Consider the following 22,834-nt stretch of genomic DNA (forward strand, 5'->3'; position numbering starts at 1 on the left):
CCGGCGGCGTGCGGGGTCAGAGGCTTTGGACCTTTAGGCGGTGCGTTGGGCGGAAGGGGCGGACTTGCGGTGCCGGGCCAGCTTGTAGAGCCAGTCGGCGAGCAGCACCGCCGGGATGGCGGCAAGGGCCACGGCCAGTCCGCCGGGCGTCGGAGGGGCATGGCCCAGCAGGGCGGCGAGCGGGCCGAGGAACAGGAAGACCGAGAGCAGGCCCAGCTCTGCCAGCACGGCCCACAGCAGCAGCCGGTTGGTGAACCAGCCCAGCCGCCAGGGCGGGGAGGTGGCGCTGCGGCAGGCGAAGGCGTTGGCGAGTTGCGCCAGCACCACGGTGCTGAACGCGGCGCCCGAGGCTGCCATCAGCGCATCCGACGGCGGCAGTTCGGCCCCGGGGGTCCAGCCGGCGTCCAGGAGCACGGCCGTGTAGGCGGTCATCTCCATCAGCGCCTCCACCGGGCCCAGCAGCCCGAAGACCCGGAACATCAGGGCCCGGTCCATCAGGTGCCGGCGCTCCGGCGGACGTTTCAGGGCCCCCTTGCTGGGCGCTTCGCTGCCGAGCGCCAAGGCCGGCAGCAGGTCGGTGCCAATGTCCAGGGCGAGGATCTGCAGCACGCTCAGCGCCAGCGGGAACCGGCCGCCGGACAGGGCCCAGAACACGAATGGCGTCAGTTCCGCGACGTTGTCCGTGAGATGGTAGGTCAGGAAGCGGCGGATGTTCGCGTAGGTGGCGCGGCCCTGCTCCACCGCCGCGATGATCGTCGCGAAGTCGTCATCGAGCAGCACCAGGTCCGCCGCTTCGCGGGCCACATCGGTGCCGCTGAGGCCCATCGCGACGCCGATGTCCGCCTGCTGCAGCGCAGGCCCGTCGTTGACGCCGTCGCCGGTCATGGCCAGCACGTGGCCGCGGTGCTGCAGCAACCGGGCCACCCGGAGCTTTTGTTCGGGCGTCACGCGGCTGACCACGACGCCGTCGCGGTCCAGCAGCGCCGCCAGCACCTCGTCGTCCTCCGGCAGGGTGTGGCCCTCCAGCACCAGCTCCGGGGAGCCGATCAGACCGGTTTCCCGGGCAATGGCTGCGGCCGTGAAGGCGTGGTCGCCGGTGACCATGCCCACCTTGATGCCGGCGTCGCGGGCCGCCTGCAGCGAGAGCCGCACCTCGGCGCGGGGCGGATCGTGCAGGCCGATCAGCCCCAGCAGCGTCAGCCCGGTCTCAACCTCCTCGAGCTTAAAGCGGGCGCCGGGCAGTCCCGGCAGGCTCCGCTGCGCGACCGCGAGGACCCTGAGCCCGTGCGAGGCCATCTCGTCCACCATCTGCAGGGCACGGTCGTCGCCGTCCTCGCCGCTGCCGTCGCCTTCCTCGCCGCCGCCCCGGCATAAGGGGATCACGGACTCCGGGGCGCCTTTGACGAAGAGCGTGGTGCCGACGATGGCGGACTCGCGCAGCCGGCGGGGATCGAAGGCAAACCGGTGCGACGGCGTCGACTCCTCCGGCCGGCCGCCGGGGCCGGCCAGCCGGGTGGCCAGCGCGTCGATGGCGGCTTCCATCGGGTCTCCCTCGGCGATCCACTGCCCGTCGTGCGGCACCGCCCGGCCCACCGAGGCGGCACGGGCGGCGGCGCTGAGCCGCTGCCCCGCCCGGAAAGCCTCTGCCCCGGCGTCCGCGCCGCCCTCACGGGTGACCTGAGCTTCCGGCCCATAGCCCGCGCCGGTGATGCCCAGCAGTCCGGAGGGCGTCCAGACCTCGACGGCGTTCATCCGGTTCTGCGTGAGGGTTCCTGTCTTGTCGGTGCAGATGAAAGTCGTTGAGCCGAGCGTCTCGACCGCCTGCAGGTTCCGCACCAGGGCGTTGCGCGCTGCCATCCGCTGGGCTCCGATGGCGAGCGAGAGGGTGACGGTGGGGAGCAGGCCCTCGGGCACCAGCGCCACCGCCACGCCGATCGCGAAGAGGAACGCGTCCCGCCACGAGATGCCCACCAGCAGCGAGAGGACGAAAAACAAGGCGCCGATGCCGAGGGCCACGCCGGCCACAATCCGGACAATCCGCTGCAACTCCAGGGCCAGCGGGCTCGGCGGTGCCTCGACCTTGCCGGTCAACGACGCGATCTCCGCCAGCCTGGTCTGTCCCCCGGTGCTGGCCACCACGCCTTCGGCCGTGCCGACGACCAGGAAGGTTCCGCCGAAGACGGTGTCGCCGGCGGCCTTGCTGACCGCCTCGCTTTCGCCGGTGAGCATCGATTCGTCCACCGTGCAGCCCGCAGCCCGCGCCAGCCGGAGATCCGCCGGGACCCGGTCGCCGGCCACCAGTACGACGGCGTCGCCGGGCACCAGCTCGGTGGTGTGCACCTTGACGATGCGGTTGTCCCGGCGGACGGAGACCATGGCGGGCAGCAGCTCCCGTAGCTTGGCGGCCGCGTGCTGAGCGCGCTCCTGCTGGATGTAGGCGAATACCCCGTTGACTACGATCACCACGACGATGGCGACGCCCAGTTGCGGCATGCCGGCGACGAAGGCGAGGGCGGCCGCCACCCAGAGCATGACGGCAAAAAAGTGGGTCAGCTCTGCCAGCAGCCGCCGCCAGCCCGGCACTGTGCGGGCCTCGGGCAGCCGGTTCGGCCCGGCACGCGCCAGCCGCAGGGCAGCCTCCGCCGAGCTCAGTCCGGAGAGCACGGACAGCGGCCCGGCCGCGGCAGGGTTCACCCTCCGCCGCCCGTCATGCGCAGCACCTAACCCCGGCACTGCCCAGGTCCATCATGCTTCCGAGGATGCTCCGGCGCGGCACCCCGGGTTAGGGCCAAAGGTCACCCGGGGTTGCGCGCGGCTACGTCGCTCCGGGGCTTCGAGGGTCGCGGCCTGGAGGCATCGCCTCGGCGAACGCGCCGGCCCCTTAGCTGCCGGTTGCCGCGGGAGGCCGCTGCCGTCCCAGCGAGCGCAGGTAGGCGCCGAAGCCTTGCGGAGCGCGTGCATGGATCCGGCCGGAGGTCAGCACCCGCATGCTGTCCGTGGCGAGGACGGTGAAGGCGAGGCTGCGCAGGCTGTGCACCAGGGTGCGGTCCTCGTGCGTTTCCAGGTGGGAGAAGCCGCCCGCAGCCAGGTAGGCGGAGGCCCGGACGCCGAAGTTGGCGCCGTAGATGTGCGGGTGGTTTTCCTCGAAGGGGTGGCGGTCCAGCCAGCGGCGCAGCAGTTCCGGGTCCATCCCCACGGGGTCCGGTTCCACCGAGCCCAGTACCGCGTCGGCGCCGGCCTCGGCGAATTCGAGCTGCCGGACCAGCCAGTTCACCGGGACCTGCGAGTCGGCGTCGGTGTTCGCCAGCCAGGTCCGTCCCGGCCACGGCAGCGGAGTGGAGCGGTGGCCCGGGGCGCGCCGGTGCGGACCGAGCACCGCAGCGCGGACGCCTGCCGCCCGGCTCGCGCCGGCGCTGTGCAGCCTGACCTCCAGCGCACTGAAGCGCGGGTCGGCGTCAACGTACCCCGCGGCGATCTCGGCGGAGCGGTCGGTGCAGCTGTCCAGGACCACTTTCACCCGGACAGCGACGCCGGGCCTCTGCCGCTGGAGCTCGTCTGCGGCGCGCTGCACGGCCCGCAGGGCCCGGTCGAGGTGCTGGTCCTCGTTGTGGGCCGGCATCACGACGGCGATGGCGTCGATGCCGGGGCGTCCTTGCGGGGGCCGGGCGGGGGCTGCCGCAGTGCTCACGCGAGCGGCTCCGGGGCGCGGAGGATCTCCAGGACGAAGTCGCGCTCCCGGTAGAGGCCTGCGTCGGTCCAGCGGAGCTGGCTGCGGGCGGCGGCGTGGACGGCGTCGCCGTCGAGCTCCCAACCATCGATCGGGTGACGCCAGTGGCAGAGCGCCAGCGTGCCGCCGGGCAACAGCGTGGCCTCGACGCGTTCAAACAGTGCCGCCAGCTCCTCCGGCGAGAGGTAGTAGCCCACCTCCGACACCACGATCAGGTCGAAGGCGCCTTCCGGCCAGTCCTGCGGGACCGTGAGGTGGCGGGTCTGCGCGGCCGGCAGGTGCGAAAGCCGCCGGGCGGCGTGGGCCAGCGCCGCGCTGCTCGCATCGACGGCCAGGAAGGTGCCGCAGCGCTCCGCGAGTTCTACGCTCAGGGTTCCGATGGAACAGCCGATTTCCAGGCCGGCGGTGTAGTTCCGGCCGGGGAGCGCCGCGAGGGTCAGCGCGCGTTTGCGGTGTTCGTACCAGCTGCTGGTGTAATCCCACGGATCTTCGCTCCGGGCGTGGACGGTGTCGAAGAGCCCTTCCGCGTCCGCCGCGGCGTAGGGCGCGTCGGCGCCGGTTGCCGCCGCTCCGGCCGTTCCGGCCGGCGCGGCGGGCCGCTGCCACGCGAAGGTCTCCCAGTGCCGGGAGAAATGCTGCAGGAAGGCCGGCGGGAGCAGCACTTCGTCCCCCGGCTGCTCCGAGAGCGCCCGGACCTGCGAGGTGTGCGCCGCCATGGCCTGGGCCTTGGCCAGTTCCTCGGCCGGCGTCAACGGGAGGCGCAGCCAGGACTGCCAGGCCGGGTCCTCCGGGCCGGCCCAAAGCCAGTACCAGACCGGGTATTCCAGCAGCCCGTGGCCCGACGCGGCGGCCGCCTCGGCGGCGACAGAGCCGAGGGTGTCATGGTCGGTGTGGCCGTCGTTCCGGTAGGGCGCCACGAGCACGATGCGGTCGCCCGTCCGCCCGGTGGCGGCCGCGGCCTCGCCGATCGCGGCCAGGATTTGGTCCCGGTGGGCGGCGAGCTTCCCGTCCGGCAGCCCGAGATACCGCCAGCCTGCGGCCGGAACGAGCCGCCCGAGCGCGCCGGCAAACTCCCGCAGCCGCAGGCCGGCAAGCTGTTCCGGTGTGGTGCTGGGCGAGCCGGGGTGGGAGGCCTCCCCGGCCGTGCACAGCAGGACCTGGACCTGCGCGCCAAGTCCGTGCAGCCGGGCCATCAGGCCGCCGGCACCCAGCGATTCGTCGTCAGGGTGCGCGGCCAGGACGATGAACGCCGTGCCGGCCAGCGCCTCGGCGTCGAGCGGGAGTTCCGGCAGGGTGGCGACGCCGCTGCGCGCCCAGTCCTCTTCGCTGGTCCCGGCGTCGTTGTGCGTGAAGCTCACCATGGGTGGTCCCCCTTGAACGTCAGGGCGCCGAGTTGCGCGTCGTCGCGCATGGCGTGGTGCTGCCGGATATAGAGCGAGAGATCGGCCATCCGTTTGCCGTAGCGTGCGTCGAAAGCCAGCGGGGCGGGCCCCAGGTTTTGGCCTACCAGCGACTGGATGCGTTCCACGGCCGCGGCCACGCTGCCGCGGACGCGCAGCGCCTCGCTCCACGCGCCGGGTCCGGATAGCTCCCCGGCGTCGATCCGGGCCGCGGTCCGGGCGAGGTATTGGACGAGGCCGGTCAGGGTGCGGTCGATTTCGCCGAGGTGGGCGAGGGCCAGCTGGTCCGGTTCGCGGCCGCCGTCGGCCGCTTTCTGCAGGGAGTCCACGTAGCTGCGGGCCACGGCGACAGCGCCGCCGAACCAGCAGGCGGCAACCCCCATGCCGCCCCAGGCGAAGCCGGGGCGCTGGTAGTACCAGCCGGCTGCGCCCAGCGGCACGGCCGGAACAGCGTCGAAGTGCACGGTGCCGCTGGGAACTTCCCGCAGGCCCAGGCTGGTCCATTCCGGGTCCGCGAAGCTAACCCCGGCGGCGTGCAGGTCGACGGCGAACGCCGCGCGGCCGCCGCCCTCGAGATGCGCGGTCAGCACGGCGTGATCCAGTTGCGCGGCGATGGAGCACCAAGGCTTCGAGCCGTTCAGTACGACGCCGCCGCCGGCCGCGTCCTTGGCTTCCAGCCGCTGACCGGGGGCTTCTGCGGCGAAGACGCCCCAGGCGCCGTCGAAGGGGACGCCTGCCAGGGCGCCGGCGGGGTCGGCCGCGCCGGCCTGGCCGAGGATAGCGGCAGCGTCGAGGTGGGGTTCCAGGATGCGCCCGGCGGCGACGTCGACGGCGGTGACCGAGGCGAGGATCTCCCAGAGGAAGGCGGTGTTGCCCTCGCCGGGCCTCGGGGCGGCCTCCCCCAAGTCCTTGGCGAGTGACAGCAGGGCCGGGACGTCCCCGACGCCGGCCGCGGCGGCGTCCAACAGCGGTGCGATTCCGGCGAGTTCGCCCGGCGTGGAGCTGATCCGCACGGGCTGGGGAGGGCGGGCTTCCTGGGTCGCGTTCATTGCCTCGTCCGTGTCCTTTGCGATGTGCGCCTGGTGTTGTCCGTGCCTGTAGCGGCCGGCCGAAGCCGCCGCTGGGTAAATCTAAGCATACTTAGTACTTCGCTTGCCCGTGTCAGGGACCGCGCCGGCGTCGGCCGTGCGCCCCTGCACCGCCCTGCTCTCCCGCACAGCGCGCACCGCTACCGCACGAGGGCCAGCGCGAAGCCGTCCCAGCCCTTCGACCCCACCGTCTGGATCACCGTGGCGTCCAGCCGCGGGTCCTCCCCCATCATCTGCAGCGCCGCGACGATGCCCGGGGCGTTGACGGGATCCAGGTCGGGGTCCAGCACGGCCCCTTCCCACACCACGTTGTCCATCACCACCGTGGTGCCGGGCCGGCCGAGCCGGATGGCCCAGTCCAGGTAGTGCGGGTTGTTTTCCTTGTCCGCGTCGATGAAGACGAAGTCGAAGGGCCCTGCACCCTCGCTCTCCAGCGCGGGGAGCGTGTCCAGTGCCGCGCCCACCCGGATCTCGACGAGGTGGCCCAGCCCGGCCTGATCGAGGTTGGCGCGCGCCACCTCGGCGTGCCGGGGCAGGTATTCGCAGGAGACAAGCGTGCCGCCCTCCGGCAGGCCCTGCGCCATCCAGATGGTGCTGAAACCGGCCAGGGTCCCGATCTCAAGGACCCTCCGGGCGCCGGACAACTGGACCAGCAGCTTCAAGAGCTTGCCGGCATTCGGGGCCACCTCGATGGCCGGCATCCCGGCGGCCGCGGCGGCTTCCACCGCATGCCGCAGTGATTGATCGGGCCGGACCACAACCCCGGAGAGGTACTCCTCGACGGCGATCCAGCGGGACGTGGGCTGATGCTCGACCATGCGGCCCAGTCTTACAGCTTGGGCCGGCCGGAGGCTAGGGCCACCGGCCACAGCTCGGTCCGCCGGAGTCGCCCCGGGCTAGTCGCCCAGGGCCTGCTCCAGTCGTTCGAGTTTGCCCGTCAGTTCGCCGGTGTAGCCCGGGCGGATGTCGGCCTTGATCACGAGGGAGACGCGGCTGCCGTAGCGGCCCACCGCCTCCGTGGCGCGCTTGACGACGTCGAACACCTCGTCCCATTCGCCCTCGATCGTGGTGAACATCGAGTCCGTGTGGTTCGGCAGCCCGGATTCGCGCACGATCCGCACCGCCTCGGCGACGGCGTGGTGGACCGAGGCGTCGTCCGGATCGGAGCCGGCGGGAGCGCCAGCGGGACGGCCGGAGGGTGCGACAGAAAATGCAAGCAACATGGCTCCAGTCTGCCACGCGGCTACGCGCATGCCGGGGCGCGGAATGTCCGGCCGACACGTCATAATCAGGCGTACCCACCGGTAACAGGTTTCCTCCACCTCCTCGTTGCTACCCTGAGCAAATGAACCGGGCAGTAGACCGCCGGCCGCTCCGTGCGGACGCAGCACGCAACGTCAACAAGATCATTGCCGCGGCCCGCCAGTGCTTCCGGGAGCACGGCCCCGAAGTCCCGCTGCAGACCATCGCCGTCACCGCCGGAGTGGGCCCCGCGACGCTGTTCCGGAACTTCGCCGATAAGGAAGAGCTCGTGCTGGCGGCGCTGCACCAGCAGTTGAAGCTGCTGGTCAATCCGGTCATTGAAGAGGCGCTGGCCGGCAAGGACGCTGCGGAGGGCCTGTTCCGGGTGATCGACGCCCTGATGGGTGTGGCCAGCGACGAAGCCAACCTCCTCGGCGCCGTGGCCGGCCGCCGCGGCGTGCTGACCGGAATCACAGGCGACCTGATCGAATCGGTCGCCGTGCTGCTGGGCCGCGGCCAGGGCCAGGGCACCCTCCGCAGCGACATCTCGATGGCAGACATGATCCGGCTGCTGGCCATGCTGATCGGCGTGGTGGACACCATGGAGGCCGGGTCAGACGCCTGGCGCCGTCCGGCCGCCCTGCTCGAGGACGCCATCCGCGCAGAACGGCCGGACCGTCCGCTGCCGCCCCAATCGCTGACACCGGGAACCACGTATGGCACCGCGTTCAGTGTCGGGTTCGGGTCCACCCACGGAACCCCGTACCGTTGACCCCATGACGTGGGAAACCGTCGCCGGCGTGCTCGGCGGCCAGTTGCTGGTGTATGCCGCATTGCTGGTGCTGATCTGGGGCTACGCGCGGCGGCACCCGGAAACGGTCACCATGAAGGACGCCCTGCGGCTGCTGCCGGACCTGCTCCGGCTGATCCGGCGCCTGCTTGCGGACCGCACCGTCGCGGTGGGCGTGCGCGTCCGGCTGGCACTGCTCCTGGTGTACCTGCTCTCGCCGATCGACCTGGTCCCGGACTTCCTGCCGGTGATCGGATACGCGGACGACGTCGTCATCGTTGCCCTGGTGCTGCGCTCCGTGGTGGCCCGGGCCGGGGCGGACGCCGTGGAGCGGCACTGGCCCGGCACGCCTGAGGGCCTGCAGCTGATGCTCAAACTGGCAGGACTTGGCACCGCCCGGTGAGCTGACACACTTCTTGGCGGCACGCGGAATAGCGCCCCGGAAGCAGCCGTTGAAGCCTGCATGAAGGCAATAACTTACAGCGAATATGGCAATCCGGATGTCCTTGAGTTGGCCGAGCGCCCAATGCCCAAGGTCGGTCCGGGCATGGTCCTGGTCAAGGTCAAGGCAGCGTCGGTAAATCCGGTCGACTGGAAGATCATGGCCGGCTACCTGGACGAAGTCATGGACCTGCAGTTCCCGGCAATCCCGGGGTGGGACGTGGCTGGCGTCGTGGAGTCGGTCGGCATCGACGTCCAGCATTTCCAGGCCGGCGACGAAGTCATTTCCTACGGCCGGAAAGACTACGTCCATGGCGGAAGCTTCGCTGAATATATCGCCCTGCCGGAACGGCTTCTAGCCCGCAAACCCGCCTCGCTGGATTGGAATGAGTCCGCTGGCCTTCCCTTGGCGGGCCTGACGGCTTTCCAGGTCCTCAACCGGCTGGGCCTCAAGGCCGGCGAGACCGTGCTGATCCATGGCGGCGCCGGCGGCGTTGGTTCCCTTGGAATCCAGATCGCCGCCGCGCTCGGGGCCCGGGTGATCGCGACCGCGTCAGAAAAGAACCACGACTTCCTGCGCTCCCTCGGGGCCGAGCCTGTCAGCTATGGCGAAGGCCTCGCGGACCGGGTGCGGGCGCTTCGCCCCGACGGGGTCGAGGTCGTGGCGGACTTCGCAGGTGGGAACCTCGACGCCACCCTGGCGGTGCTGGCCGACGGCGGCCGGCACGCCTCCATCGCGGACAGCGAGGTCGAGCAGCATGGCGGCACCTGGATGTGGGTAAATCCCGTGGGCGCCGAGCTACAGGAACTCGCGGAGCTGGTCGACGAGGGCAAGCTCAAGGTTGAGGTGGCCAAAACCTTCCCGCTGGCGGAGTCGGCGGATGCGTTCCGGCTCAGCATGGAAGGGCACACCCGCGGCAAGATCGTCGTCACGGTCGACGGCGCTTAGGCCCGGGCGCCCCGGGCCAGGTCCGGGGGTTGTCTGCCCGGGCGGGGCGGGTTAGCATCGCGGATGTTCCAGCCGGGAGTTGATCCACGCGGAGGAGAAGCGCAGACATGGCCGAAGTACTCCTGTACCACCACATCCAGGGCCTGACCGCGGGGGTGCGGGAGTTTGCCGACGAGTTGCGGGAGGCCGGGCACACCGTGCATGTCCCCGACCTGTTCGACGGCCATACCTTCGCGAGCATCGAGGAGGGCTTCGGCTACGCGGGCCGGACCGGCTTCGACGTCATCCGGGCCCGCGGCGCCGCCGCTGCCGACGAGCTCGGCCCGGGGCTCGTCTACGCCGGGTTCTCCTTTGGCGTAACCATCGCCCAACGGCTGGCACAGACGCGGCCCGGCGCCCGCGGTGCCCTGCTGATGTATTCCTGCCTGCCGGTCACCGAGTTTGGGGACGCGTGGCCGCCGGACGTGCCGGTGCAGATCCACGGCAAGCAGGAGGATGAGTTCTTCGACGAGGACCTGCCGGCCGCACGTGAACTTGCCGGGTCCGCAGCGGCCGCGGAGCTCTTCGTTTATCCCGGCACCCAGCACCTCTTCGCAGACTCCTCGCTCGACGCCTTCGACCCGGAGGCGTCAGCGCTGCTGAAGGACCGGGTGCTGTCGTTCCTCGCCACCGTCTGAGCTGCCCCGCGCGGCCGGCGGCGCCCGCCGGCACCGGGCCGACTGCGGTGGCGGGTCAGTTCGCAGGGGGCGTTTCCTGGTCAGGTTTGTCCGCCTGCTGCTCCTCGGTGGACTTCCCCGGCGCCGGCTTTTCCCTGTCATCGTGCAATCGATGCGCTTCCTGCAGGTGGTGCTGCAGTTTTTCCTCGGCCTCGCGCCGGCGTCGGGCCATTTCGCGCAGTTCCCGGGTGGACTCGGCCCCGGGCGAGACGAAGTGCTCGTGCACTTTGGCCGGCTTGGCTTCGGGGATGTCAGGGCCGGGGGCAGCGGCAGGCTGAGCGTCGTTGTCGGTCATGCTCGAATGCTCCCACCGGGGCCCGGTCACAACAAGGGGCTAAAGACCGCCCGGGCGCCTACCCCCAGCCGAGCAGCCGCAGCCCGGCAGCGGCGCCGGCACCGGCCAGGACCACCACGAGGAACGGCGCCCGCAGCCACAGGGCAAGCGCAGCCGCGGCGAGGGCCCCGAGCCGTGCGTCCAGCGCCAGCGACTGCCCGGACGCCACCGTGTTCACGACCGTCAGCGAAGCCAGCAGGCCGATTGTCATGGTCCCGGCGATCCGGGACATTCGCGGATTGCGCAGCAGGCTGGCCGGCACCAGGTACCCCACGAGTTTCCAGGCGTAGGCCAGCACGCAGGAAAGCAGGAGCCAGAGCCACAGCGTCATGAGGTCTCCCCCTGGCCGTGTACGGCACGCCGGGCCGCCTCATGCTCCTCGGCGTACGGGTCGACGTCGGGCTCGAGCCCCTCGTCGCTGCGGCCGTGACTGAACCAGCCGAACACCGCCGCCACGAAGGCGGCCACAAGGATGGGCACCCCCGCCGGGACGAACGGCACGGCCAGTACTGTCGCCACGGCGCAGACGACGGCGATCGCGACGGGTTCGCGGCCCTTGAGCCGGGGCCAGAGCAGTCCCAGGAACGCCGCGACCGCGGCGCCGTCGAGGCCCCACTGCTTGGGGTCGCCCAGGGCGCCTCCGGCCAGCGCCCCCACGGCCGTGAACACGTTCCACAGCACGAAGATGCCCAGGCCCGCCGTCCAGAAACCCCGGCGCTGCTCCGCGGGGTCGGTCTGGCCGGTGCTGGTGGCGGTCGATTCGTCGATAGTGACATGGGCGGCGGCGAACCGGCGCCAGCCGCGTGGTTGCAGCAGGGCGTTGAGCTGCATGCCGTAGATTCCGTTGCGCATGCCCAACAGGGTGGCTGCACTCATTGCAGCGACGCCGGAACCGCCGCCGGCCACGACGCCGATGAAGGCGAACTGCGAGCCGCCGCTGAAGAGCAGCAGGCTCAGCGCCATGGTTTGCCAGAAATCGAGCCCCGACGTCACGGACAGGGCACCGAACGAAACCCCGTAGAGTCCGGTGGCGATGCTGATCGAGAGCCCGACACGGACGGCCGGGGATTGCGCGAGCTTCACCGCCGCCGCCGTTTCGGGACCGGCTTCGACAGGCTCCACGCCCACGCGATGAGGGGCGCCTGCAGCGGCAGCCGCAGGCTGTGGATCCGGCGTTGCGCCGGCGTCCCCTCCGGCCCGTACGCCGTGCGGAGCGCGTCCAGGTGTCCGGCAAGGAAGGCCGTGAACATGGCAGTGACGCACACGGCGGCCCCGCGCCGGACCGGTGGGACCAGCAGTCCGACGGCGGCGCCGGCCTCCAGCAGCCCGCTCGCGGCCACCCACTCCTCCTGGGACAGCACGGCGAGGGGCCCGTTACGCCGGCTGCCGGTGTCATCGCGGCAAAGGAACTCCGGGATCACCGGTGCGAAGAAGGCCGGATCGCGGAAGTGTTTGGCCGCGCTGGCCAGCAGCAGCCCGCTCAGGGCCACCGCGGAAAGCGTCTGGGTTGCCCCGGGGGACCAGCGGAAAGGCATGGAACCATGCAACCACAGCCGCGCGACGCCCGGTAACCGGAGCCGTAACCTGCGCCGGGGCGCAGGTTACCGTGCACTGTTCGGGCGCAGTTCCGGCGCAGTTCCGGCGATTCGGGCCGGGACCTCCGGCGCTGCGGACCCTCCCGGTGCCGCCGCCAAGGCAGGACTTTCCGCAGGGGTCCGGGGAGGACAGCCGGGAGTACCTTGTTGACTATGAGCAGTGTCGTGCAGATGAGCGGCGTCGTTAAGCGCTTCGGGGCCGTGACGGCCCTCAACGGCCTGGACTTTGAAGTGGCCGCCGGCGAAGTACATGGCTTCCTCGGTCCCAACGGGTCCGGCAAATCCACCACCTTGCGGCTGCTGCTGGGCATGCTGCGGTCCAACGCCGGATCCATCCGGGTGCTGGGACTGGATCCCTGGCGCGACGTCGCGACGCTGCACCGCCGGCTGGCCTACGTTCCCGGTGACGTGGCCCTGTGGCCCAACCTGACCGGCGGCGAGGTGATCCAGCTCTTGGGCAAACTGCAGGGCGGGCAGGACCGGGCGCGGCGGGACTCGCTGCTGGAACTGTTCGAGCTGGATCCGACCAAGAAGGCCCGCACCTACTCCAAGGGCAACCGGCAGAAGGTCGCCCTCGTCGCCGCTTTGGCCTCGGACGCCGAATTGTTCCTGCTGGACGAACCCACGAGCGGACTGGATCCGCTGATGGAGGACGCCTTCCGCGGCTGCGTCCGCGAACTCCGAAACCAGGGACGCACCGTACTGCTGAGCAGCCACATCCTCAGCGAGGCCGAAGCCCTTTCCGACCGGGTCAGCATCATCCGCGCGGGACGGGTGGTGGAGACCGGTCCGCTCGAGCAGTTGCGGCACCTGACCCGGACCGCCGTCACCGCCGACGTCGTCGCGGTGCCGCCGGGGCTGGAACTGCTGCCGGGCGTGCACGATGTGGTGGTGGCCAACCACCGGGTCAGCGCGCAGCTGGACCCGGCCGGACTCGCCCCGTTCCTGCAGGCCCTGACCGCCGCCGGGCTGCGGACGCTGACCAGCCAGCCGCCGACGCTGGAGGACCTGTTCCTGCGGCACTACGGTTCCGGGAACGGCGGCTCCGAGAGGGGTTCCGGCAGGGGTTCCGGGACCGGGCCGGGCCCGCGGGACCCCGGGTCCGACGCCGCGGGCACCCCCGCTGCGGGCTCTGCTGCGACCGGCTCTGCCGGGACGGGGCTCGGCAATGCCTGAGACCCTGGCGGGCACCGGGACCCTGCTTCGGCTGGGGCTCCGGCGGGACCGCTGGCTGCTGCCGATCTGGGTGCTTGGATTCGCCGTCGTCGCGTATTCGACGGCGGTGGCCGGCTCGGACCTCTACCCGGACGTGCGGAGCCGCGTCGAAGCGGCCAATGCCTTGAATGCCACCGCCTCGATGGTGGCGATGTTCGGGCGCATCTACGATCCTGCGTCCCTCGGGGCGCTCTCGCTGATCAAGTACACCGCGTTCATGACCGCCATCCTCGCGGTCCTGATGGCCATCCTGATCATCCGCCACACCCGGGCCGACGAGGAGAGCGGGCGCCTCGAACTGCTCGGCGGCGGCCGGCTGGGACGCGACGCCGCGCTGGCTGCCGCCCTGATCATTGGCCTCGGTGCCAGCCTGGGCGTGGGGCTGCTGTCCGCCGCCGCCCTGGCCGCCGGGGGCCTGCCTGCTGCAGGTTCGCTGGCCTTCGGACTCGGCTGGGCTGCCACCGGGATGGCGTTCAGCGCCGTTGCCGGCGTCGCCGCGCAGCTGACCGCGAGCGCCCGGGCCGCCACCGGCCTGAGCGTGGGCGTCATCGCCGTCACTTACGGCCTACGCGCAGTCGGGGACCTCGCCGAACCGGGGCCGTCATTCCTTTCCTGGCTTTCGCCGATCGGCTGGAACCAGCAGATCAGGGCTTTCGCCGGGGACCGGTGGTGGGTGCTGGCGCTGCCGGTGGCGCTCTGCGTTCTCCTCGTCCCGGTCGCCTTTGTCCTCCGGGCGCGCCGGGACCTGGGCGCGGGGCTGCGCGACGAACGCCCCGGCCCCGCCGTCGGCTCGCTTACCGGGGTCTGGGCCCTGGCCGTGCGCCTGCAGCACCGGGTGTGGCTGGCCTGGGCCGCGGCGTTCGTCGTTTTCGGCGTCGTCATCGGATCCCTGGTCAGCAACGTCGAGCAGATGCTGAGTTCCCCGAACGCCCAGGACCTGATCAAACTCATCGGCGGCGCCCCTGCCTTGCGGGATGCCTTCCTGGCAGCGGAGATCAGCATCATGGGCCTGCTCGCGGCGGCCTACGGCGTTTCGGCAGCCAACCACTTGCGCTCCGAGGAGTCCGCGGGGCACGCCGAAGCCCTGCTCGGGACGGCCACCACCCGCAGCCGCTGGGCGAGCAGCCACTACCTCTTCGCGCTGGCCGGGGTCGCGGTGCTGATGGCGCTGGCCGGCGTCTCAATCGGCGTCGGAGCCTCCCTCGCCGTCGAAGACGCCGGACTGGTGGGCCGCGCTACGGTCGGCTCGCTCGCCCAGATTCCTGCCGCCTGGTTGCTGACCAGTGTGGCCCTGCTGGTCTTTGGCTGGACGCCCCGGCTGGCCGGGGCGGTGTGGGGCGTCCTCCTTGGCTTCGTGGCGCTCGGAGAGTTCGGCGTGCTCTGGAACGCCCCCGAATGGCTGATGGACCTCTCGCCGTTCCGGCACTCGCCGCTGCTGCCGGTTGGTGCGGACGCGGTGCCCGCGCTGGTGGCCCTCACCGCCGTCGCCGCCGGGCTGGGGGCGCTCGGCTACCTCGGCTGGCGACGGCGGGACCTGGCCGCCTAGCCGGAAGCGGTGCCGCTGAGCGGCTCCACTCGTGAGTAACGGGACAGTGCCTAGAGCCTGGCCAGCAGCTGGGCCCGGACCTCGGCGGGCCGGTTGGTGGTGATCTCCTGGATGCCCAGTTCCCGGCAGAGCGCCACGTCCTCCGCCGAATCCACAGTCCAGACCCGGAAGCGGCGGCCCGAGTCGAGCCAGCGCTGAACGGTCCGGGAATGCCCGCGGACGTAGCCGATCCCCGGCCCGGCGAGCCCCACCTCGCAGTCGTCCAGGATGCGCTCCCCCTCGGTCTGCGCCGCTTTCATGACGTTGGCGAGGGCGCCGCCGGTGACGGGGCCCAGGCCCAGTTCCTCGCGGATCTCCTCAACGTTCACATCGTCCACCAGTTGGCAGATGGCCGCGGCGGGCACGGACCGAAGCAGGTGCTTGACCGAGTCCGGGCTGAAACTCATGAACGAGATCCGGATGTTTTCCAGCATCGAGGTGGCACGGTCCCAGCCCTCGGCTTCCAGGACCTCCAGGACCCGGTCCTCGAGCTTGAGCTGGTAGGGGCTGGGGTGCTTGAGCTCGATCGCCAGCCCGATTTCGCGGCCGGCCAGGCGCAGGATGTCCAGCAGTTCCGGCAGCGTGAGGAACTGCTCGGACCGGGCGCCGTACTCCTCCGGGATCCGCGCGCCCTTCCAGGAGCAGAAGTCCAGCTCCCGGAGCTCCGCCAGGGTGCGGTCCGCGACCGGGCCGGTGCCATCGGAGGTGCGGTCCAGGTTGGCGTCGTGGAGCAGGACCGCGTGCTGGTCGCGGGTGAGGTGGATGTCGCACTCGACGCCGTCGGCGCCGTCGGCGATCGCTTGCAGGTAGGCGGCACGGGTGTGCTCGGCAAACGCTTCGCTGGCGCCCCGGTGGGCATAGACCAGCGGGCGGGCGGCGGCGGACTCCTCGGTAATCATGCTGACACGTTAGCGGACGTCGGTGACGGATGCGCGGCTAGGCTGGGCACATGCAGGTGAACACTGAACGACCAGCCCGTACCGCCGTCCCCCCGGCCGGCGTCGAACACCGGCTCTCTCCCGCGGACGCCGAAAAGGCCGCGGCGCTGCGCAAGATGAAGCTGCTGGCCGTGTCGTTGCTGATCGGCATGGCCATCATCTTCGTCATCGCCTTCGCCCTGCAGAAACAGTACCCGTGGCTCGAGTACGTCCGGGCCGCGGCGGAGGGTGGCATGGTGGGCGCACTCGCGGACTGGTTCGCCGTCACCGCGCTGTTCAAATACCCGCTGGGTTTGAAAATCCCGCACACCGCGATCATCCCGCGCCGCAAGGACCAGATCGGGGCGTCGCTGGGCGAATTCGTGGAAACCAACTTCCTCTCCGAACAAGTGGTGAAGGAGAAACTGGCCAGCGTGGACATCGCGCGGAAGGTCGGTGGCTGGCTGTCCGGCCCGGGTGGCGCCGACCGGGTGGCCAAGGAGGGTGCAGCCGTGATCCGCGGCGCCTTCACGGTGCTCAATGACGACGACGTCCAGGCCGTCATCGAGGCCATGGTCCGGAAGCATCTGCTGGCGCCGCCGTGGGGACCGCCGGTGGGACGGCTCGCCCAGCGCGTGTTCGACGACGGCCACCACCACGCGCTCGTGGACCTGCTCGTGGACCGGACGGTGGACTGGGTGCGCGACAACCACGAGACGGTGAACCGGCTGGTCACGGACCGCTCCCCCACCTGGGTGCCCACGTTCGTGGACGGACTCGTCGGCGACAAGGTCTACGTCGAGATCCTGAAATTCACCCGGGCCGTGCAGTCGGATCCGCAGCACCAGGTCCGTCTCTCGATCGATACCTATCTGAAGTCGCTGGCGCATGACCTGCAGCACGACCCGGTCATGATTGCCCGCGCCGAGGGCGTCAAGGCGCAGGTACTCGGCGACCCGGAGGTCCGTGAACTCGCGTCGCGCACCTGGGGCACGGTCAAGGCCGCGTTGCTGGCCGCCGTCGACGATCCGCACAGCGAGCTGAGCGTCAAGTTCAAGGCTGCCGTGCACGATTTCGGCACCCGGCTGGTGGTCGACCCCGAACTGGCAGGCAAGGTGAACACCTGGATCGGCGACGCCGCGGGGTACCTTGTGAACAACTACCGTTCCGACATCGCCGGCGTCATCACCGATACCGTGGCCCGCTGGGATGCAGAGGAGACCTCGCAGAAGATTGAACTCCAGGTCGGCAAGGACCTGCAGTTCATCCGGATCAACGGCACCGTGGTGGGCGCCCTCGCCGGGCTCGCCATCTTCACCTTGGCCAACCTGGTCTTCGGCTGACCCGGATGGACCCGGCACGGGCATCCCACCAGGACGCCGTCCTCGAAACCGTGCGGCTGCGGCTGAGGCCATGGCGCGTGTCCGACGCCGCGGTTCAGCGCCAGCTCTGGACCGAGCGGGATCCTCGTGTCCCGCCGCATCGACGAATCAGTCCCGACGGCCACCCCACGCTGGACGAGATCGCCGACGGGATCCTTCGTGAGGCCGCGCATCCCTTCCCGGGGCTGCTCGCTGCGGAGCAGAAGAGTTCCGGGCAGTTCATCGGTTACTGCGGGCTGATTCCCAACCGGCACGGCCAGGACGGGGAGCCCGAACTTGCGTTCGAGTTCCTTCGAAAGGTCTGGGGTCAGGGGTTGGCGACTGAAGCCGCCTGGGCCGTCCTGCAACTGGCCGAAGCGTCCGGCTACAGTCGCATTTGGGCCACCGTCCGTGACTGGAACGCGCCGTCCCGCCGTGTGCTGGAAAAACTTGGATTCAGCGAAACCGGCAGAGTGGACCTGGACGAGGTACACGGCGACTCCCTCTTCACCCTAAAAACGCTCTGACCGCCAACTGTTTGTTGCGCCCCGACCCACCACGGCGTGCCCTCGGACTGGCTCAAAGACTGAATCAGCTGGCTATTGGGTGGAGAATGCCGCGATTTGGGGCTCAGGCGGGGTCGGGGGTGCTTATGGTGACTGGCATGGAATCTGCTCTGAGTTTCGGGCGGCGCTGGGCCGCCCCCGCCGCCGCCGTCGTCTTTTTCTCCCTGTGGTGCGTGGGCGAGGCCGGACGGATGGGCGGGTCCTGGCTTTCATGGTCAGGGAACTGGCCGCTGGTACTGATGACGCTGGCGGTCGCGACGGCTGCCTGGCGGCCCGTCGTTTCGCTGGCATTCACGACTGCGCTGCTTGCCGGTCAACTGACCCACGCCCTGCCGCCGATGCACTCCACCCACTGGGCCATCTATCTGGGCTCATTCGTCGCTCTTGGATTCATCATGTGGACCGCCCCGCGACGGCTGCGCTACGTCGCGGCGGCAGCCAACGTGCTCGCCGCCGCCCTTATGAGCTTCCTTATGCTGTCCTGGAGGTACGGTGACGGCGTCGGCTGGTTTCCCCCGGCCTATGCCGGCGACCGCTGGAGACTGCAGGACTATGGCTGGCAGCTATTCGCCCTCCTCCTGCTGATCGCCGGGGCCTGCGCCGCGGCCGGTCTCCTGCTGGCCCTCTTTCAGGAACGGGGCAGCCTGTTCCGGTCCCGTGAACTGGCGCAGAGCAGCCTCAGGGAGGCCGAGATCGACCTGATCGTGGAGCAGGAACGGACACGCATTGCCCGCGACCTGCATGACGTCCTCGCCCACTCGCTTGCCGTCATCGCTGCCCAGGCGGACGGGGCCCGGTACCTGAGCAAGGACCAGCCCAATGCCGTGCTCACCTCCCTGGACACCATCGCCCGGTCGGCGCGCAGCGCCCTGGTGGATGCCCAGCGTGTGATCGAGGGGGTTCGCGAAGACGGCATGGCGACCCCGCAGCCCTTGCTTAGGGACATTCCCGCGCTCATCGAGGGGATGCAGCGCGGCAGCCTCAAGGTCCACACGAGCGAGTCCGGATCCGCCGTGGACCTCTCGCCCGGACAGCAGTTGGCCGTCTTCCGGATCATCCAGGAGTGCCTGACTAATGCGCTAAAACATGGCGGCCGCGGCACGGATGTCCGGCTCCACTATGACTGGAGCGGGCCGGGCCTGACGCTTCACCTCGCCTCTGCCCTTGTTCCGGCGGCCAACGAGGAAGCCTCGGGTCCGGCTTCGCCGCGAGCCGGAAGGGGACTGCCCGGCATGCGTGAACGAGCCCATCTCGCCGGCGGCTGGCTGACGGCGGGCCCCGACGGCGAACACTTCCGCGTGACGGTCTTCCTTCCCTACGGAACCCTGCCGGGCAGCGCAGCTGACGGGACAGCCGACACTGACAGCGGCGATGCCTTCGGTGCGGTTTCCGGGACGGGGGCCCCGCCCGCCCCGGCCGCGGCGGCTGTTCTCCTGCCGGCGGCCGCCTCGCCGGAAGCAGGCCACCGTGGCTGATGCCGGGGCGCGCATCACCGTGGCGCTGGTGGATGACCAGCCCTTATTCCGGGCCGGTATCCGCATGTTGCTCGAGAGCCAGGACGATTTGGAACTCGCAGGGGAAGCCGGTGACGGGAATGAGGCCGTGGCCCTGGCCTTTGAACGGCGACCGGACGTCATGCTGATGGACCTGCGGATGCCGGCCATGGACGGCGTCGAAGCGACCCGGCAGATCGTGCAGCACGCGACGGCGGCCGGAACGGACAAGCCCAGGATTATCGCGCTCACCACGTTCAACAGGGACCAGGCCGTGGTGCAGGCCGTGCAGGCGGGAGCCAGCGGGTACCTGCTCAAGAGCGCGGAACCGGAATTCCTGCTGGCCGCGATCCGGACGGTGCACTCCGGGTACTCCGTCATCGCGCCCGGGTCCATCCATTCCCTCTTCGAGCACGCTGCCCGCAATGTGCCGGCGGCAGGCCCGGACCTCTCCGTGCTCAACGTGCTGTCCGTGCGGGAACGGGAAGTTTTCCTCCTCGCCGCCAAGGGCCTCAGCAATGGCGAAATGGCGGGGAGCCTGTTCGTCTCCGAAGCCACCGTCAAAACCCACCTGCGCAGCGTGCTGGACAAGCTGGAGCTCCGCAGCAGGCTCCAACTGGTGGCATTCGCCCACGAACGGCGGCTACTGGGTACGTAGTCCCGCGGCGCCCCGCCGGCCCGTCAGGCGGGCGCGACCGTGGCCTTGGGCCGGCCGCGCATGGCGAAGCCCGTGAACGCCAGCGCCACCAGCGCCGTGACCACCAGCAGCATTAGCCCGATCGAGTAACTGCGGGACGCGGCGTCGTAGGTAGCACCCATGATCAGGGGCGGAAAATAGCCGCCCAGGCCGCCGGCGGCGCTGACCACCCCGGACACGCTGCCCACCTTCCCGTGCGGGGCCAGCACACCGACCCAGGCAAACACGCCGCCGGTGCCCAGGCCCAGGGCGGCAGCCATCGCCACGAACGTCAGGCCGGCGGGCACATCGCCGTCGGGCTGCAGGTTCACCACCCAAGCGAGCACGGCGACGCCGGCGAGCGAGACCACCACGACGGGCTTGGGACCGAACCGGTCCGCGAGCACTCCCCCGACGGGCCGGGCCAGCACGGCGGCCAGGGCGAAGCCGGCGGTGCGCGCGCCGGCGGCACTCGGGTCGAAGCTGTAGATGTCCCGCAGGTACGTCGGCAGGTAGGTCGCGAAGGACACGAAGCCGCCAAAGACGACGGCGTAGAGGAAGCACATCTTCCACGTCACCGGAGTTTTTGCGGCGTCGAGCAGCTTGGGCATGACCGGCGCGTTCTGGCGGCTCCACGCCGGGGACTCCTTCATCAGGAACCAGACCAGCGCGGCCATGACGGCCAGGACCGCGGCGATCAGCAGGTGCGTGGGGAAGTAGCCGATCCAGGCCACCAGCCGCGGGTTCAGGAACGCGGCCAGGGCGGTACCGCCCATCCCGGCACCGAACACCCCGGTGGCGAAGCCGCGCCGCGACGGGTCGTACCAGGCGCTGACGAAGGGGATGCCGACGGCGAACACGGTGCCGGCTACCCCAAGCAGCAGCCCGGCGCCGAGCACCAGGGGGAAGGAACGGATGCTGCCGCCCACGGCCACGGCCAGGATCGGCTCGATGGCGGCGAGCAGGACGAAGCTGAACATGGCCCGGCCGCCGTACTTGTCCGTCAGGGCGCCGACGACGATCCTGCCCAGCGATCCGACGAAGACCGGCATGGCGACGAGGATCCCCGTGGTGGCGGGGGTGAGCTGGAGGTTCTGGGTGTAGAACGCCCCGAGGGTGGCCACCGAATTCCAGGCCCAGAACCCCGCCACCGAGGCTGCAGTGGCGAGCACCAGGTTGAGCGTCTGTCCTGCCTGTCCGGTCGCCGTCGTCGCCGTCGCTGGCGGGGTCAATTCGGCCATGGTGGTCTCCTCTCGGCGCGGCGGCAGGCTCCCGGTGCCGCCGGCGGGTCAGCGGTTGCGGGTGTCACGGTCGCGGGTTCCGACCGCGGACCAGCCGGGCCGGGCCGCCGAGGACGGGGTGCGGGTTGCCGCCCCCGTCTGGACCCCGCCTCGTTTGCCGCCCCGTTTGCCGTTCCGGTCCCGGTCGCGGGAGCGGTACACGATGTACGGCCGGAAGAGGTAGTGGAACGGCGCCGTGAACGCGTGGACCAGCCGGGTGAACGGCCAGATCACGAACAGCGCCATGCCCACCAGGGTGTGCAGATGGAAGGAAAACGGGGCCTCCGCCATCGCCGCGATGTCCGGCTGGAAGATGAACAGCGAACGGAACCACGGCGCCACGGTCTCGCGGTAGTTGTGCCCGTGCTCGCCCTCGAACACGCTCGCCAGGGTGGTCCAGAGCCCGAAGACGATCGCGGCGGTGAGGACGACGTACATGGTCTTGTCGTTCTTGGTGGTGGCCATGAAAACCGGCCCGGTGGTGCGTCGCCGGTAGATCAGCAGGATGATTCCACCCAGCGTCCCGACCCCGGCAATGCCGCCCACCAGGAGGGCATTGAAGTGGTAGAACTCCTGGCTCATCCCCACGGCCTGGGTCCACGCCATCGGAACGACCAGACCGAAGAAGTGCCCGGCGATCACGGCGAGCAGGCCGAAGTGGAACAGCGGCGACGCGATCCGCAGCAGCCGGGATTCGTAGAGCTGGGAAGACCGGGTGGTCCAGCCGAACTGGTCGTACTTATAGCGCCAAACGAGACCGCCGACCAGGACCACCACCATGACGTAGGGCAGCACACCCCAGAGCAGGATATCGAGCACCGACAGCTCCATTTCAGGCCCCCTTCACGGGCAGCAGGCGCGGGTCGTACGGGTCCAGGCCCACGGCCTCGGTGGGCGGACCGTAGCCGGCCATCCGCATCACGGCCTGCTCATCCGCGGGTGACTTCCCCGGCAGGGTGGCGCAGACGGCCTGCAGGATCCGGGCATGCGGCAGCGCGTCCCGGAGCAGGCCAAAGCGCAGCATCTCCAGGCTGGCCCGGTACCGGCCCAGCAATGCGCGGCCGGCCGCGAGGTCCACCCGGGCGGCGTATTCCAGCACCATCGGGAGGTAGTCCGGCAGTTCCCCCTGAGTGTCCACCAGGACGTCGCTTTGCCGGTAAGCCGCCTTGAAGCTGCCGAGCACTTCGCCGCGCCGCCGGGTGTCCCCGTCCGTCCAGTACGACAGGTGCAGGGCGTGGCGCCTGCCGAGGTCGAACTCGCGAACGTAGCTGGCCTGGCTTTCCATCAGCGGCGTGGCCTCCAGGGCGGCCAGCGCCTCTTCGAAGTCGGCGACGGCGTTGGGGTACTCCGCGAGCGCGGCGCGCATCAGGGGCACCTTGCCGAGCAGGTCCTCGTCCGGGTAGGACAGGCACCACGCGGCGGCGAGGTAGACGACCTGGTCGCGGCGGCTCATGGCTGG

General features: G+C 70.5%; 24 protein-coding genes. 10 read left to right on the top strand and 14 right to left on the bottom strand.

The features are described 5' to 3' along the window. Nucleotides 1-33 precede the first annotated feature (33 nt). From AC1DNC_RS03795 to AC1DNC_RS03820, 6 genes are all read right to left on the bottom strand, one after another. Entirely contained in the window at nucleotides 34-2,694 is a 2,661-nt protein-coding gene (locus AC1DNC_RS03795) for a cation-translocating P-type ATPase (RefSeq protein WP_476861225.1), read from the bottom strand. A 187-nt stretch (nucleotides 2,695-2,881) separates the two neighbouring features. Beyond that, on the bottom strand, nucleotides 2,882-3,619 hold the full coding sequence (locus AC1DNC_RS03800; protein WP_476861584.1) for a glycosyltransferase family 2 protein: 738 nt from the start codon (nucleotides 3,617-3,619) through the stop codon (nucleotides 2,882-2,884). Between the two features lie 65 nt (nucleotides 3,620-3,684). Further along, the gene (locus tag AC1DNC_RS03805) at nucleotides 3,685-5,088 is read right to left on the bottom strand and encodes a PIG-L family deacetylase (protein WP_476861226.1); all 1,404 of its coding nucleotides are present in this window, start codon (nucleotides 5,086-5,088) and stop codon (nucleotides 3,685-3,687) included. Further along, entirely contained in the window at nucleotides 5,082-6,176 is a 1,095-nt protein-coding gene (locus tag AC1DNC_RS03810; RefSeq protein ID WP_476861227.1) for an acyl-CoA dehydrogenase family protein, read from the bottom strand. Before AC1DNC_RS03810 ends, AC1DNC_RS03805 begins: the two co-directional genes overlap by 7 nt. A 179-nt stretch (nucleotides 6,177-6,355) precedes the next feature. Beyond that, a complete protein-coding gene (locus AC1DNC_RS03815) occupies nucleotides 6,356-7,033 on the bottom strand; it encodes an O-methyltransferase (protein ID WP_476861228.1) in 678 nt (225 codons plus the stop codon). 78 nt (nucleotides 7,034-7,111) lie between these two features. After that, a complete protein-coding gene (locus AC1DNC_RS03820; RefSeq protein WP_476861229.1) occupies nucleotides 7,112-7,438 on the bottom strand; it encodes a thiamine-binding protein in 327 nt (108 codons plus the stop codon). 122 nt (nucleotides 7,439-7,560) lie between these two features. On the opposite strand from AC1DNC_RS03820, the gene AC1DNC_RS03825 reads away from it, so the two are divergent. The 4 genes from AC1DNC_RS03825 (at nucleotide 7,561) to AC1DNC_RS03840 (ending at nucleotide 10,314) form a co-directional block, all read left to right on the top strand. After that, nucleotides 7,561-8,229 (top strand): TetR/AcrR family transcriptional regulator, encoded by a 669-nt coding sequence (locus AC1DNC_RS03825; RefSeq protein ID WP_476861230.1) that lies wholly within the window; start codon nucleotides 7,561-7,563, stop codon nucleotides 8,227-8,229. A gap of 4 nt (nucleotides 8,230-8,233) precedes the next feature. Further along, a complete protein-coding gene (locus AC1DNC_RS03830; protein ID WP_476861231.1) occupies nucleotides 8,234-8,650 on the top strand; it encodes a YkvA family protein in 417 nt (138 codons plus the stop codon). A gap of 60 nt (nucleotides 8,651-8,710) precedes the next feature. Further along, nucleotides 8,711-9,637, top strand: coding sequence for an NADP-dependent oxidoreductase (locus AC1DNC_RS03835; RefSeq protein WP_476861232.1), 927 nt, complete (start codon nucleotides 8,711-8,713; stop codon nucleotides 9,635-9,637). A 107-nt stretch (nucleotides 9,638-9,744) separates the two neighbouring features. Beyond that, nucleotides 9,745-10,314 (top strand): dienelactone hydrolase family protein, encoded by a 570-nt coding sequence (locus AC1DNC_RS03840; protein ID WP_476861233.1) that lies wholly within the window; start codon nucleotides 9,745-9,747, stop codon nucleotides 10,312-10,314. A 55-nt stretch (nucleotides 10,315-10,369) separates the two neighbouring features. On the opposite strand, the gene AC1DNC_RS03845 is transcribed toward AC1DNC_RS03840, so the two are convergent. Genes AC1DNC_RS03845 through AC1DNC_RS03860 form a run of 4 tightly spaced genes read right to left on the bottom strand, consistent with a single transcriptional unit; the run spans nucleotide 10,370 to nucleotide 12,222 of the window. Beyond that, nucleotides 10,370-10,648 (bottom strand): hypothetical protein, encoded by a 279-nt coding sequence (locus AC1DNC_RS03845; RefSeq protein WP_476861234.1) that lies wholly within the window; start codon nucleotides 10,646-10,648, stop codon nucleotides 10,370-10,372. 58 nt (nucleotides 10,649-10,706) lie between these two features. After that, the gene (locus tag AC1DNC_RS03850) at nucleotides 10,707-11,018 is read right to left on the bottom strand and encodes an AzlD domain-containing protein (RefSeq protein ID WP_476861235.1); all 312 of its coding nucleotides are present in this window, start codon (nucleotides 11,016-11,018) and stop codon (nucleotides 10,707-10,709) included. Continuing rightward, nucleotides 11,015-11,770, bottom strand: a complete 756-nt coding sequence (locus tag AC1DNC_RS03855) for an AzlC family ABC transporter permease (RefSeq protein WP_476861585.1) — start codon at nucleotides 11,768-11,770, stop codon at nucleotides 11,015-11,017. The genes AC1DNC_RS03850 and AC1DNC_RS03855 overlap by 4 nt, the downstream gene beginning before the upstream one ends. Continuing rightward, nucleotides 11,767-12,222, bottom strand: coding sequence for a DoxX family protein (locus AC1DNC_RS03860; protein WP_476861236.1), 456 nt, complete (start codon nucleotides 12,220-12,222; stop codon nucleotides 11,767-11,769). Before AC1DNC_RS03860 ends, AC1DNC_RS03855 begins: the two co-directional genes overlap by 4 nt. Nucleotides 12,223-12,435: 213 nt before the next feature. Between AC1DNC_RS03860 and AC1DNC_RS03865 the strand changes: the two genes are divergently transcribed. Continuing rightward, entirely contained in the window at nucleotides 12,436-13,458 is a 1,023-nt protein-coding gene (locus AC1DNC_RS03865; RefSeq protein ID WP_476861237.1) for an ABC transporter ATP-binding protein, read from the top strand. Then, nucleotides 13,451-15,043 (top strand): ABC transporter permease, encoded by a 1,593-nt coding sequence (locus AC1DNC_RS03870; protein ID WP_476861238.1) that lies wholly within the window; start codon nucleotides 13,451-13,453, stop codon nucleotides 15,041-15,043. The genes AC1DNC_RS03865 and AC1DNC_RS03870 overlap by 8 nt, the downstream gene beginning before the upstream one ends. Nucleotides 15,044-15,093: 50 nt before the next feature. Here AC1DNC_RS03870 and AC1DNC_RS03875 read toward each other — a convergent pair whose 3' ends face one another. Continuing rightward, complete coding sequence (locus AC1DNC_RS03875; RefSeq protein WP_476861239.1) at nucleotides 15,094-15,981, bottom strand: glycerophosphodiester phosphodiesterase; 888 nt, start codon at nucleotides 15,979-15,981, stop codon at nucleotides 15,094-15,096. Nucleotides 15,982-16,031: 50 nt separating this feature from the next. On the opposite strand from AC1DNC_RS03875, the gene AC1DNC_RS03880 reads away from it, so the two are divergent. From AC1DNC_RS03880 to AC1DNC_RS03895, 4 genes are all read left to right on the top strand, one after another. Further along, entirely contained in the window at nucleotides 16,032-17,342 is a 1,311-nt protein-coding gene (locus AC1DNC_RS03880; RefSeq protein WP_476861240.1) for a DUF445 domain-containing protein, read from the top strand. Between the two features lie 5 nt (nucleotides 17,343-17,347). Then, nucleotides 17,348-17,887: a GNAT family N-acetyltransferase gene (locus AC1DNC_RS03885; RefSeq protein ID WP_476861241.1), complete on the top strand. Its 540-nt coding sequence runs from the start codon at nucleotides 17,348-17,350 to the stop codon at nucleotides 17,885-17,887. 137 nt (nucleotides 17,888-18,024) lie between these two features. Continuing rightward, on the top strand, nucleotides 18,025-19,401 hold the full coding sequence (locus tag AC1DNC_RS03890; protein WP_476861242.1) for a sensor histidine kinase: 1,377 nt from the start codon (nucleotides 18,025-18,027) through the stop codon (nucleotides 19,399-19,401). Further along, the gene (locus AC1DNC_RS03895; RefSeq protein ID WP_476861243.1) at nucleotides 19,394-20,077 is read left to right on the top strand and encodes a response regulator; all 684 of its coding nucleotides are present in this window, start codon (nucleotides 19,394-19,396) and stop codon (nucleotides 20,075-20,077) included. Before AC1DNC_RS03890 ends, AC1DNC_RS03895 begins: the two co-directional genes overlap by 8 nt. A 23-nt stretch (nucleotides 20,078-20,100) precedes the next feature. Here the strand turns inward: AC1DNC_RS03895 and AC1DNC_RS03900 are convergent, their stop codons facing one another. The 3 genes from AC1DNC_RS03900 to narJ are packed head-to-tail and all read right to left on the bottom strand — an operon-like array spanning nucleotide 20,101 to nucleotide 22,828. Further along, complete coding sequence (locus tag AC1DNC_RS03900) at nucleotides 20,101-21,336, bottom strand: MFS transporter (protein ID WP_476861244.1); 1,236 nt, start codon at nucleotides 21,334-21,336, stop codon at nucleotides 20,101-20,103. Nucleotides 21,337-21,384: 48 nt separating this feature from the next. Then, the gene (gene narI / locus AC1DNC_RS03905) at nucleotides 21,385-22,206 is read right to left on the bottom strand and encodes a respiratory nitrate reductase subunit gamma (protein ID WP_476861245.1); all 822 of its coding nucleotides are present in this window, start codon (nucleotides 22,204-22,206) and stop codon (nucleotides 21,385-21,387) included. Nucleotide 22,207: 1 nt separating this feature from the next. Beyond that, a complete protein-coding gene (gene narJ / locus AC1DNC_RS03910; RefSeq protein ID WP_476861586.1) occupies nucleotides 22,208-22,828 on the bottom strand; it encodes a nitrate reductase molybdenum cofactor assembly chaperone in 621 nt (206 codons plus the stop codon). Between the last annotated feature and the right edge of the window lie 6 nt (nucleotides 22,829-22,834).

Source organism: Arthrobacter sp. 01N442 (assembly GCF_056399345.1).